Raw genomic sequence first — 12,577 nt, forward strand, 5'->3', positions numbered from 1 at the left:
CGCCGGTACCGGTACCGGTCGTAACAGCCTTGGCGGCGCGCGGCGATCCGGGCGACGTTGGTCGTTTCAGTGCATGGCGTGCATCTGCGCCGCACCGCGAATTCTTTCGTCCACCTTCACATTCGTGCCATGTTGCGTCGGCAACAATCGCGGACAGACATTCGACAACCTTGCGGCGCATCCCGCGACCGCAAGCCTTTTCCGAGGAAACGCCATGCACAAGACGCTCGCCCGCGCCGCTGCCGCACTCGCCGTCGCTTCCGCTTCACTGCACGCCACCGCGCAGACCAGCTACGACTACCTGTTGCTCGCCGCGTCGTGGGAGCCCGGCTTCTGCGCGTCGCACGACACGCCCGAATGCACGAACCTCGCCGGCACGTACGCGGCGACGAGCCTGTCGCTGCATGGCCTGTGGCCGAACAACTACGACGGCAACCAGCCGTTCTACTGCGGCGTGCCGCAGAACGACATCGACCTCGACAACGCGCACCAGTGGTGCAGCATGGATGCGTACCCGATCAGCAGCGCGACCCGCAACACGCTGTTGACGTACATGCCGGGCGTCGCGTCGTGCCTCGACAAGCACGAGTGGTTCAAGCACGGCACCTGCTCGAATTCGGCATCGCCCGATGCGTACTGGAACCAGGCATCCGGCATGATCAGCCGGCTCGGCAACACATCGTTCAACGCGTTCCTGCAGGCGAACGCGGGCAAGACGGTCACGCGCAACCAGTTGCTGTCGGCGTTCGAAGGCGCGTTCGGCAGCAACACGCGTAGCGCGGTGTCGCTGAAGTGCACGAAGACGAATGGCGTCAGCTACTTCACCGAAGCGTGGATCGCGGTGAAGACCAATGCGACCACGCAGTTCCCGAGCGCCGCCTCGCTCGTGACGGACGGCAATACGCAGGGCACGTGCCCGACGTCGGGCGTGTATATCGCGAAGTAACGGGGAAGGAAGGGGCGGTGCGCGCGACATCGTGGGCGCCGTCGCCCGTCACGACGAGGCAGGAGACGAGCCGCAGCCCTGGCCGAACCATCGCATCGCTGCATTTGCCGCTTCGTCGGCATTCGACGCATCGTCACCGGCCCACGCGACGACACCGTCGGGCCGCACGAGCACGGCGCGCAGGCCCAGCCGGTCGTTCGCATCACTCGCGAGATATGCGATCCGGTGGCGCCAGCGGGTGGCGAGTGCCTGAAACGGCTTTCCTTCATCGAAGTCCAGCAGCACACCCTTGCCGTGCCTGACGTGTTCGCCGAGCCGCGTTCCGTCGGCCAGTTCGAAGTCCGGAACACTGCGCCCCACGAGCGGATGGGCGCCGCCGAGATCGTACGCAACGGACACCCCCCACACGCGTTCGGCGAAGTACGTCGCACCGTCGCGCGTGTCGACCAGATCGCGGACGATCGCCTCGAGCGCGCGCGAACTCCGGGCCGGCCGCATCAGCGCGACCTGCGCGCGTGACCAGTCGAGTACGCGGGCGCCCACCGGATGCCGCTCGTCCGCATAGCTGTCGAGCAGGTCGGCCGGCGCGTCGCCGCGGATCGTGGCGGCCAGCTTCCAGCCGAGATTCATCGCGTCGCCGAGCCCGAGGTTGAGCCCCTGGCCGCCGAGCGGCGAGTGGATATGCGCGGCGTCGCCCGCGAGCAGCACGCGGCCGTTGCGATAGGTGGTCGCCTGGCACGCGCGGTCCGTCCACGTGCTGGCGAGCTTCAGCGCCGTCAGCGTGACGCCGGTGCCGGACACGCGACGCAGCACCGCCTGAGCATGGTCGAGCGTGACCGGCCCGCTCCTGTGGAACGCGCCACCGTCGAATTCGACCATCGCGATCGTCCCGGGCGGCGTGTACGTATACATGCCGGTTGCTGTGTAGTGACGGCCGGGCGGCAGCGTGCCGGGATCGGCGAGTTCGATCTCGATCGAATAGCCGGTGAATTCGGGATCGGTGCCGGCGAACGTGAAGCCACCCGCCTTGCGGATCGTGCTGCGGCCGCCGTCGCAGCCGACGAGCCAGCGTCCGCGCCACGTGGTGCCGCCTGCGTGCAGCGTTACCGCATCGTCCTCGTCCGACTGGTCGAAGCCCTCGACGCGGATGCCGCGCCGGATCTCGACGCCCGTCGCGCTCGCGCGGGTGGCCAGCGCGGATTCGACGCGTTCGAGATCGGTCGCCATGTGAGTGCCGGCCGGGCCGGGCAGACGGTACGGCCATTGGGACGCATCGATGCGGTCGTGGAAGAACGGGATCCCGGCGAAATGGCCGCCCGGCCGGCGCGACTGCTTCATCCAGTGCGCGGTGTCGTACGCACCGGACGGCATCGCGATGTCGTCGAGCAGGCCGCGACGGTAGAACGCTTCGAGGGTGGGCGCCGACAAGCCGCGCATGCCGAACGGCAGCCGCTTCAGCGGGGAGGCCGGATCGCCGGCCTGCTCGACCACCAGTACCGACAGGCCGGCAACGCGCAACTCGCAGGCGAGGAACAGGCCGACCGGGCCGGCTCCGGCAATCACGACATCATGGGTGACGGGCTGAGTCATCGAGGGCTCTGTTTCCGGCCGGGGCGGGCCGGTGGCGGTAGGAAGGGGGCACCTGACAGGCGTCACGCCCGTGCCAGGGAAGTTTATGGAACGCTGTTCCATTGCGAGATATTGGAACGATGTTCCAGATGTGTCAAGCTACCGCGCATGGCAACCCAAAACCGAACCGAGCGGCGCGCCGACGCGCTGTCGAAAGAGCGGATCGTCGACGCCGCGATCGAAATCCTCGACACAGAAGGCGAGGGCGCGCTGACGTTTCGCGCGCTTGCCGCGTACCTGGCGACCGGGAGCGGCGCGATCTACTGGCATGTCGCCGACAAGCACGACCTGCTCGCGGCGGCGGCGGATCGAGTGATCGCGGGTGCGATGGCGGATGAGTCGACGGCGCCTAGCGGCGATGCGGCGGAGGCGATCCGTCGCGTTGCGTTGCGTCTGTTCGATGCGTTCAGCGCGCATCCGTGGGTGGGCGCGCAGTTGTTCCGCGCGCCGTGGCAGGACGCGGTGCTGCGGATTCTCGAAAGCGTCGGCGCGCATCTGCAGGCGCTGGGCGTGCCCGAACCCGCGCAATTCAACGCGGCATCTGCGCTGATGCACTACATCTTCGGGCTGGCCGGCCAATACGCGGCGGGCGCCCGTCTGCATTCGCGCGATCCGGCGCAGCCGGAGATCGTGGCGACCGTCGCCGACCGGTGGACGCAACTCGATCCGGCGGCGTATCCGTTCGTGCACAAGGTGGTGGCGCAACTGGCCGCGCACGACGAGCGCGAGCAGTTCGTCGCCGGCATCGACCTCATCCTGAAGGGAATCGGCGTGGCCCGGTAGTCGTCATCCCGCGGGCCGATTCGGGTCAAGCCGCTGGCCTGTCGCGCTCGCGCGACCGCTCGTTTACTCGAGCAGCCGCAACGCGTCCGCGAGCGACAGCACCGTCGTGCGCGATTCGAAAGCGGTGGCGAACAGGTGCTCGTGGACCACCGGATCCGGGTCGTAGCAGCAGTCCTTGACCGTGTACAGACGAAAGTCCGCATCGCTCGCGTGGGCGATCGACGACAGCATCACGCCCGTCGACGCGATGCCGACCATGATCAGCGAGTCGACCCCTTGCTCGACCAGCCGCGCCTGCAGATCGGTGCCGAAGAACACGCTGGCGCGGTGCGCGACGATCAGCGGCTCGTCGTCCTGCCGGCCGAGTTCCGGGCACGGGCCGTCGTTGATGAAGCGACCGAGCTCCTTGATGCCCTGGCCGTTCTTGTTGCGCGGGCTGACTTCCGGATAGCCGGGGCTGAACCGGAGGTTCGCGAACCAGACGCCGATACCGCTGCCACGCGCCGCATCGCAGAGCCGGCGCGTATTGGCGAGCAATTCGGGCGCGACGGACGGAAAGAGGCCGAGGATGTCGGTCTGGTAATGCATGACGAGCAGCGCGGTGCTCGACGGCATGATGGCGGGAATCGGCGCGGATGGGCTGGCGCCGGGGTTCGTGCGGGTGGTCGTTGCGATATCCGGTGCGTGTTGCCGAGTCATGAACGAGAGTCTCCGATAGCCCGCGGGGAATGTCAGCGTCCCCGATTTGTACCGGAAAAGCGGGTCGGCTGCCGATGCGATTTTCGTAGGGGCGTTTTATCGTGCTGCGAGCCGGCGACCGTCACGCCGGCGTCGCATTCCTGCTTGCCGGCAATGTACTGGCGGTCGCCGTCATCGTCTCCGACGATAGCCGATCGCTGAATCCGGAATTCAGCGATGACGACGGATCGGATCATGGCCGCCCGACCTTTGCCTATAAGGGGGAGCGGCCGAAGTTGTGCGGATTGCCCCTATTACCCCTGTTACCCGAGGCTGCCTATAATCGTCGTCATCTTGCCCGAGAAATCGCGGTTACCAAGATGAGGGGGTGTCCAAATGGGACAGTGCCGTCGCATCTATTCGCGCTTCGTCCTCGCAAGCTCGATCGCCGGTCTGGGATGTCTGGCAGGCGCAGGCCTTGCGTACGCCGAGGACAGTCCGTCGAGCGTGCCGACCGGGTTCAAGCCATCGGAAAGAACGATCAACGTCTATGCGGTGTATGGCGACGGACGCGCGACCAACGGTGGCGATATGCATTGGCGTGCCTACGAAGTCGGTTTCGGCGATGTCTTGAATGACTACCTCTCGGTCTACCTCGCGTATCTGAACGAGGGGCATCCCCTCGATCACCACCGTGACGGCTTCGCCGCCATAGGTTCGTTTCGTTGGCCGGTCGGCGATCGCCTGGCGCTCGAGTTGTCGGCGGGGCCGTATTTCAGCATGGACACGACACATGTCAACGACCAGCCGCGTAATGAAAAGCGGTGGGGCGTGCGCGCCTCGGCAGCGGTGCGGTATTACGTCGTTCCCAACCGCTTCTTCCTCAAGGTGCAGTACAACCACGTGCAGATGATCGACGGATTCAACTCCGACGCGGTGCTCTTCGGCATCGGCTCGGATTTTGGCGGAGATCCTGGCCCGGCTTTGTCGGACGGCAAGACGCAGGTTGGCGTTTGGGCCGGGACATCGCAGACGAACCGTCCCCAAGTGCCTATCGAAAAAGGGTATATGGTCGAAGTCAAGCGGCCGCTCGGCAATGCGTGGGCCTATTCGGCGAGCTTCGTCTACGAAGGCAATAACGGCGTCGCCGGCCGCAGAGGTGTGGCGGCGCAATTCTGGTATGTCGCGCCGATCAAGAGCAAATGGACGCTTTCGGCAGGTGTGGGCCCGTATCTCTCGCATGATCGGGACGAGGTCGCGAGTAAAACGAGACTCAATGCGTTGCTCAGCGCGCAGGTGACCTATCAGGTAACGAACGATTGGGCCGCGAGCTTACGCTTTAATCGTGTCGCAACCGGCAACGACAAGGACCAGGACATGTTCATGGTCGGCGTGGCGCGCAATTTCTAGCGGCGCGGCTTGCACCGAATCGACATCGGCCTGCATGCGAGTGACCGTTTTACCTTCGGAAACGGCCTTTTGGAGTTCGGCGTTTTGTGCGACCCAGTTGGGTCGAGCACAGCCGATGGCTGAATTCCCCATCAAGCGCACGCGCCGATATGACTCTGCCGCCGTTGCGCCAGGTGGCGCTCGCCTAACCCCGCCGCTTCAAAAAATCGACCTTCCCGAATAAGTCGTCAACCACTCCAGCGTCAACGTGCCGGGACGCCGGCAATACAAAACCGCGCCAAAATATTTAATTCTTTAAAATCAATGCACTCATGTATTGATTCAAATCGCGGAAATCCTGGACTGTCCAGGAGTGGGGCGGGAGTTTTACACCATTCTCTCGCAACGTTTTCGGAATCAGGTCCCCATTGGGGCGAAGGATGACCGACGAGACAATGACGCCCGGATAATCGTTGAGCCGCTTTTTGAAGGCGGGCGTCGTGAGGTCGGGCGTGGGCGGATTGCTTTTATTGGCCAATGGCCCCGTGCCTCTGGCATCTGCTCCGTGGCACATCGCACATCTCGCCAGGAAGATCTGTTTCCCGTTTTCACTACCCGCGAAGGCGAGTGATGATCGAGCAAGCAATGCTATTCCCAGTGAAGCGACGAGGAGTATTCTCATTTTTTTTGTAATCTCGCTGTGTGAACCGGTGCATGTCCCGGCGGGGGCGATTGCTGCCAAATGGCGAGTTCTCCATTGAGCGCGCCGATATTCGCCTAGCGCCGTTCCGCCGGATAAGGCGCGCCTAACCCGCCGCCTCAAAAAATCGACCTTCCCGAATAAGTCGTCAACCATTCCAGCGCCAACGTCCCCGCCAGCGAATTCCCGTTCGCATCGAGCCCCGGCGCCCACACGCACACGGCCATCTCGCCCGGCAGCACCGCGACGATCCCGCCGCCGACGCCACTCTTCGCAGGCAACCCGACGCGGTACACGAAATCCCCCGCCGCATCGTAGGTGCCACAAGTCAGCATCAGCGCCGACAGCCGCTTCGCGGAACTCGAATCGACGATCCGCTCGCCGGTGACCGGCGCGACACCGCCGTTCGCGAGAAACAGCGCCGCGCGCGCAAGCTCGACGCAGTTCATCGTGATCGCGCACTGGCGGCAATACGCGTCGATCACCGTGTCGGGCGGCATCTGCATGTTGCCGAAGCTCGCCATGAAGTGCGCCATCGCACGGTTGCGCTCCGCGTGCTGCAGCTCCGATTGCGCGACGCGCGAATCGTAGTCGATGTCGTTCGCGCCGATCAGCCGCCGCACGAATTCGACGAGCGCCGTCTCGGCTTTCACGAAGCGCCGGCACAGCACGTCGGTGACGACCAGCGCACCGGCGTTGATGAACGGATTGCGCGGCTTGCCGCGCTCGCTCTCGAGCTGCACCAGCGAATTGAACGCGTTGCCGGACGGCTCGCGGCCGACCCGTTCCCACAGTTCGTCGCCGAGCAGCTGGAACGCGAGCGTGCACGCGAACAGCTTCGAGATGCTCTGGATCGAGAAGCGTTCGTACGCATCGCCGACCGTGCAAACGTTTCCGTCCAGCGTCACGACGGCCATCCCGAACTTGTCGGCAGGCACTTTCGCGAGTTCGGGAATGTAGTCGGCAACCCGGCCCTGGCCAATCCAGGGGGCGAGTTCGGTGTGGATGCGTTCGAGGATCGTCTGGTAATTCATCAAGTCAGGCGGGTAGGTGAGTGGCCGGATTCAGGCGAGCCCGTATGGAACCGTCCCGGCGCCGATTCGTCAAGCACGGACGATATCGCACCCTTATTTTCAAGACCTCTAAACAGGCAATCGGCCGGCGCAGTATCATGCGGTACGTTTCGGCCAATGGCCGGCGTCCGGCACCCGCCGGCGCCGCCGCCGCGGCTTCCCCGATGACCCGACCGCTGCCCATGTCTTTTCGCATCCTGCTCGTCGAAGACGACACCCGCCTGTCCACGCTGATCGCCGGCTACCTGCGCAAGAACGACTATGAAGTCGACACTGTGCTGCATGGTGACGCCGCGGTGCCGGCGATCCTGTCCATTCGTCCCGATCTCGTCATTCTCGACGTGAACCTGCCGGGCAAGGACGGCTTCGAAATCTGCCGCGAGGCACGCAAGCAGTACGACGGCGTGATCATCATGGTGACGGCGCGCGACGAGCCGTTCGACGAACTGCTCGGCCTCGAGTTCGGCGCGGACGACTACGTGCACAAGCCGGTCGAGCCGCGCATCCTGCTCGCGCGGATCAAGGCCCAGCTGCGCCGCGCGCCCGCGCGCGTGACCGAGAGCACCGCGCCGCAGCCCGAGCGCTACGCGTTCGGCAAGTTCTCGATCGACCGGACCGACCGCTCCGTCGTGCTGCCCGACGGCAGCACGCCCGACCTGACGTCGGCGGAATTCGACCTGTTGTGGGCGCTCGTCTGCCATGCGGGCGAAGTCGTCAGCCGCGACGACCTGATGCTGCAGTTGCGCGGCGTCGAATTCGACGGCCTCGACCGCACCATCGACGGGCGCATCTCGAAGCTGCGCCGCAAGCTGCGCGACGACGCGAGCAACCCGCAGCGGATCAAGACGATCCGCAGCAAGGGCTATCAATTCAGCAAGCACGCGTGGGAATGACGCGGCGTTCGCACGACGCCGTCACGTTCCGCGCGGGCATTCCACCCGCCGGCCGGGAGCCGAGATGATCCGACGAACCCGTTCGCACCCCGATGCACCGCCGCTGCCGACGCTGCGCTACGTCAAGTGGCGCTGGCTGCATTTCCGCCGCGCGTGGACCGACACGCGCGCCGACCGTATTCCGAGCTGGTCGCGCCTTTACGTGCGCACGTACCTGCATCTGCTCGGCCTCGTGCTGCTGACCGCGCTCGTGCCGGCGCTCGCACTGTGCGTCGAATTGTCGCCGCAGGTCGTGTGGCATGCGTTCGATTCGCTGCCCGGCGACATCTGGATCGTGCTCGTCTTCGTGTTCGCCGCACCCGCGCTCGCGGCATACCGGTGGATGCGGCCCGTGTGGTCGGATCTCGTGATGGTGCGCGAGCGCGCGATCGATTTCACGGGCGGACGCTTCAACACGCGAGCGCGCGAATCGCACAGCGTGATCATCGGCCCGCTCGCGCGGACGCTGAATGCGCTCGCGATGCGCATGGAACGGCTGATCGCCGCGCAGCGCGACCTGACGAACGGGATCTCGCACGAGCTGCGCACGCCGCTCGCGCGCGTGCGGTTCGCGCTCGAAATGCTGCGCGAGCCGGCTTCCGCGGCCGAATACCAGGGCGCGCTCGAGAGTATCGCGCAGGACGTGACCGAGCTCGAGGAGCTGATCGACATGAGCCTCACGTATGCGCGGCTCGAATACAGCTCGCTGCAGTCGAACCTCGAGATGACGGCCCCCGTCGCGTGGTTCGAGCATCAGGTCAGCGATGCGCAGCTGCTGTATCCGGAGCGCGCGATCGAGTCGCGCATCGCGATCGCATCGGACCTGCGCGTGAAGATGGACCGGCGGCTGATGTCGTATGCGATGCGCAACCTGTTGCGCAACGCGAGCAAGTATGCGAAATCGCAGATCGTCGTCGGGATCTCGCTCGTGCACGGCAACATCGGGATCTTCGTCGAGGACGACGGCCCCGGCGTGCCGGAGAGCGAACGCGAGCGAATCTTCGACGCATTCGTGCGCCTCGACCGCCGCACCGGCGGCTATGGCCTCGGCCTGTCGATCACGCGACAGGTGCTCCATGCGCACAACGGCCGGATTGCGGTCGTCGATCCCGTCGAGCTCGGCGGCGCGCGCTTCGAGATCAGCTGGCCGGTCTAGCGATACACCTCGCGGGCACCGGGCCCGACGGCAACAACATCACGACAGCACGACATCACGACAGCACGACAGCACGACAGCACGACAGCACGACAGCCGCACGCGCCGGACTCGCACGCGTCGCCGGCCGTTCCCGCCGTACCTTCCCCGTATCGATGCCTCCCCACACTGCAATCGCGTGGCGATTCGTTTGCCACGCGTACGCGCTTTGCTTTACGATTGCAATTGCAACTATATCGACGGGCTGATCCATGACAGTGCAGGCGGGCGGCCCGCGACGCAGCAGTGAAGCCGGAGCCGCCACGATGGCCGCTCCCTTGTTCGTGCATTCCTGTCCGGGTCACACATCATGCGGCTTTTGAATATCGTGTCTTCTCCCCGTGGCGCCAGGTCGGCTTCGATCGCGGTCGCCACTGCCTTTGTCGATGCGTACCGGGAGACGGGCGCCACGATCGACGTCGATACGCTGAATGTCTGGGAGGAGGACTTGCCGGATTTCGACAGCGATGCGATCGGCGCCAAGTACAAGGGCGTCGCGAACGCGCCAATGGATGACGCGGAGCAGTCGGTCTGGCGGCGCATCCAGTCGCTCGTGAAGCGCTTTCAGGAGGCGGACCGGATCGTCGTCGGCGTGCCGATGTGGAATTTCGGCTATCCGTACAAGCTCAAGCAGCTGATCGATCTCGTCAGCCAGCGGAACATGCTGTTTACGTTCGACGGTAACGCGTACGCGCCGTTGCTGGAGATTCCGCGCGCGCTGGTGATCCACGTTCGCGGGCAAAGCCGGGAACCCGGTGCGGGCGCCGACAATCCCGGGTTCCGGCATCAGGCCGACTACATCGAATTCTGGCTGCGGTTCATCGGCGTGAGCGAGGTCAGGAGCCTGACCGTCGAACACACGTGGAGTGCGCGCGCAAGCGACAGCATCGAGCGGGCGCAAGCCCGCGCGGTCGCGATGGCGGCGGAGTTCTGACCCGGCCGGGCGGCGCGAGGCAGATGCGGATGCCGCCGAAGCGGCACCCGCGCACGCTCAATAGGTACGGCCGAGCTGCAGGTAGAAGTTGCGGCGGCCGCCGGGCGCGAGCGCGACGCCGATGTACACGGGCCCGAACGCGGTCGACAGGCTCGTGAAGAACGTATAGCTCTGCTTGAGCGCGCCGCCGCCGATCTGCTGGCCGCTCGACCAGACGTTGCCGACTTCCGCGCTGGCGCCCACCGACAGCGCCTTGACCGGCGACGCGTTGAACGTCATCAACTGATTCATGTAGGTCACCTGCGCATACGCGAGCTCGTTGCCGTTCAACTGGTCGGCCGCATACGCGGACAGATGCTGGAAGCCGCCGAGCGTGAAATTGAACGCGTTGATCAGGTTGGTGCCGCCGATGCTCTTGCCGCCTTCGATCGTCGCGCTGACGCTGTGCCGGCCGAACTGCTGCGCAACCATCGCCTTGCCGTAGATCTCGGTGTAGGGCGCGCTGTTGACGCTGTCGTCCAATGATTGCGCCGAGCCCCCGTTGCGCGACACCAGCGAGCGTTCGACGCGCAGCTCGGTGAAATAGCCCTTGCGCGGGAACAGCGGATCGTCGAGCTGGTCGATGACGAGCCGCGCGCGCGCGGTCAACGCTTGCGACGTGAAGCTGGGCCACAGCAGCGACTGGCCACTGCCGTCGTCGAACGGCAGGTTGTAGGTCGGCGAGCCGTGCCCGGTCACGTAACCGAGGCCGATCCGGAAATCGCCGAGTCGCCCGATCGGCAGGCCGAGATCGAGCCCGGCGCGTGCGGTCTGCATCAGGTACTGCGTGATCTTCACGTCGCCGGTGTCGTCGTACAGGTTCGCATAGCGGCGCTGGTATTCCGCGTACGGCGACAGATAGACGCCGTACGCCATCGACAGCGGCTGGCGGAACTCGATGCGCGCCGATTGCAGGTCGCTGCCGATCGTCGTGTCCGCGCGGAATTCGAGCCCGGATTCGGTGAGCCATGGCCGCCGGTAGCCGACGTGCAGGCGGAAGCCGCCCTCGTCGGTCGAACTGCTCGACATGCCGAGCCCGAACAGCAGGAAATTCGGCCCCCAGTATTTCTCGCGCGCATCGATCTCGAGCACGTTTTCGTCGCCGTGGCTCACGATCTGCTGCGTGACGCTCTCGAAGTTGCCGCCCGTCGTGAGCCCGAGCAGATCCTGGCTGACGGTGTCCGGATCGTAGGTGTCGCCGGGTTTCACGTGCAGCGCGTTGCTGACGACCCGCTTGGGCACGCCGCCGGAGGTCTTGATGTCGATGCGCGTGATCCGGATCGGCGGCGGCAGCGGCTGCGCGTGCGCGGACCGGTAGGCCGCGTACTGTTCCGGCGTGAGCGCGAAGCGCTTCAGCTTCGGCAGGGCCGCGGTCGCGGCGGCAGCGCCGGCGGCGATCGCCTGCTTCGCGTTCTGGAAATCGGTGAACGCGAGCGCGCCGAGGTCCGGCGTGAGCAGCACGTCCTGCGCGTCGAGCTGCTTGCGCTGCGCGGTCACGTTCTGGCGGATCAGGATGCCGACCATCTGCTGCATCACGTCGGCCGGCGACGCGAGCGCGTCGAGCGGGCGCAGTTGCGAGCCGATGTCGACCGCGATCACGACGTTCGCGCCCATCTGCCGCGCGGTGTCGACGGGCAGGTTGCTGACGAGCCCGCCGTCCACGAGCGCGCGCCCGTTGATCTCGGCCGGCGCGAACAGGCCCGGCATCGCCATGCTCGCGCGGATCGCGAGCGGCAGCGAGCCGTGGTCGAGCACCACCATCTGGCCCGTCTGCAGGTCGGTCGCGACCGCACGGTACGGGATCGGCAGGCGGTCGAACGGCTGGTTGGTCGGCACGGCGGCCGTCCAGCTCGCGAGCAGCGCCTGCAGCCGGTTGCCCTGCACGAGGCCGACCGGCGCCTTCACGCCTTTCTTGCCGAAGCCGAGCGTCAGCCCGTTGATGTACAGGCGCTCGTCCTCCCGGCTGGTTTGCGGCAGGTCCGCGCGCTCCGTCACGTCGAACGCGATGTCCGCGAGGTTGACCTCCGACAGCCGCTTCTGCATCTCGCCGGCGGCCATGCCGCTCGCGTACAGGCCGCCGACGACGGCGCCCATGCTGGTGCCCGCGATGCAGTCGATCGGGATGCGGTTGTCTTCCAGTACCTTCAGGACCCCGAGATGCGCGTAGCCACGCGCGCCGCCGCCGGACAGCACGAGGCCGATCGACGGGCGGCCGGCCGGGCCGCCGTCGGCTTCGCAGGTGTGCCCGGATGCGGCGGGCGTGACAGCCGGCGCGCCGG

12 protein-coding genes are annotated in these 12,577 nt (G+C 65.9%); 6 read left to right on the plus strand and 6 right to left on the minus strand.

From position 1 onward, the window contains the following. The first annotated feature begins 214 nt into the window (after positions 1-214). On the plus strand, positions 215-946 hold the full coding sequence (locus G3N96_RS24580; RefSeq protein WP_206138805.1) for a ribonuclease T2: 732 nt from the start codon (positions 215-217) through the stop codon (positions 944-946). Between the two features lie 48 nt (positions 947-994). Here G3N96_RS24580 and G3N96_RS24585 read toward each other — a convergent pair whose 3' ends face one another. Further along, positions 995-2,536: an FAD-dependent monooxygenase gene (locus tag G3N96_RS24585; RefSeq protein WP_206138806.1), complete on the minus strand. Its 1,542-nt coding sequence runs from the start codon at positions 2,534-2,536 to the stop codon at positions 995-997. On the opposite strand from G3N96_RS24585, the gene G3N96_RS24590 reads away from it, so the two are divergent. Continuing rightward, the gene (locus G3N96_RS24590; protein ID WP_241022812.1) at positions 2,516-3,358 is read left to right on the plus strand and encodes a TetR/AcrR family transcriptional regulator; all 843 of its coding nucleotides are present in this window, start codon (positions 2,516-2,518) and stop codon (positions 3,356-3,358) included. The genes G3N96_RS24585 and G3N96_RS24590 overlap by 21 nt on opposite strands. Before the next feature lie 63 nt (positions 3,359-3,421). Here the strand turns inward: G3N96_RS24590 and G3N96_RS24595 are convergent, their stop codons facing one another. Both G3N96_RS24595 and G3N96_RS24600 read right to left on the minus strand, forming a co-directional pair. Further along, complete coding sequence (locus G3N96_RS24595; protein ID WP_206138807.1) at positions 3,422-4,057, minus strand: isochorismatase family cysteine hydrolase; 636 nt, start codon at positions 4,055-4,057, stop codon at positions 3,422-3,424. 32 nt (positions 4,058-4,089) lie between these two features. Next, on the minus strand, positions 4,090-4,293 hold the full coding sequence (locus G3N96_RS24600; protein ID WP_206138808.1) for a hypothetical protein: 204 nt from the start codon (positions 4,291-4,293) through the stop codon (positions 4,090-4,092). Positions 4,294-4,432: 139 nt separating this feature from the next. Between G3N96_RS24600 and G3N96_RS24605 the strand changes: the two genes are divergently transcribed. After that, positions 4,433-5,446 carry a hypothetical protein gene (locus G3N96_RS24605; protein ID WP_206138809.1) on the plus strand — a complete coding sequence of 338 codons (1,014 nt, stop codon included), beginning with the start codon at positions 4,433-4,435 and terminating at the stop codon, positions 5,444-5,446. A gap of 286 nt (positions 5,447-5,732) precedes the next feature. Here the strand turns inward: G3N96_RS24605 and G3N96_RS24610 are convergent, their stop codons facing one another. Further along, positions 5,733-6,107, minus strand: coding sequence for a cytochrome c (locus G3N96_RS24610; protein ID WP_206138812.1), 375 nt, complete (start codon positions 6,105-6,107; stop codon positions 5,733-5,735). A gap of 137 nt (positions 6,108-6,244) precedes the next feature. Beyond that, a complete protein-coding gene (locus tag G3N96_RS24615) occupies positions 6,245-7,159 on the minus strand; it encodes a glutaminase (protein WP_011354359.1) in 915 nt (304 codons plus the stop codon). A gap of 221 nt (positions 7,160-7,380) precedes the next feature. On the opposite strand from G3N96_RS24615, the gene G3N96_RS24620 reads away from it, so the two are divergent. The 3 genes from G3N96_RS24620 to G3N96_RS24630 all read left to right on the plus strand — a co-directional run bounded on the left by G3N96_RS24620 (position 7,381) and on the right by G3N96_RS24630 (position 10,259). Further along, positions 7,381-8,091, plus strand: a complete 711-nt coding sequence (locus tag G3N96_RS24620; RefSeq protein ID WP_039366515.1) for a response regulator — start codon at positions 7,381-7,383, stop codon at positions 8,089-8,091. Positions 8,092-8,155: 64 nt separating this feature from the next. Continuing rightward, positions 8,156-9,286, plus strand: coding sequence for an ATP-binding protein (locus G3N96_RS24625; protein WP_124578338.1), 1,131 nt, complete (start codon positions 8,156-8,158; stop codon positions 9,284-9,286). 349 nt (positions 9,287-9,635) lie between these two features. After that, a complete protein-coding gene (locus G3N96_RS24630; protein WP_124578336.1) occupies positions 9,636-10,259 on the plus strand; it encodes an NAD(P)H-dependent oxidoreductase in 624 nt (207 codons plus the stop codon). 57 nt (positions 10,260-10,316) lie between these two features. On the opposite strand, the gene G3N96_RS24635 is transcribed toward G3N96_RS24630, so the two are convergent. Next, positions 10,317-12,577: patatin-like phospholipase family protein (locus G3N96_RS24635; RefSeq protein WP_206138810.1), on the minus strand; the 2,261-nt coding region annotated here is incomplete at its 5' end.

Origin of the sequence: Burkholderia sp. Se-20373 (assembly GCF_017104705.1) — a bacterium.
Lineage (GTDB): Bacteria > Pseudomonadota > Gammaproteobacteria > Burkholderiales > Burkholderiaceae > Burkholderia.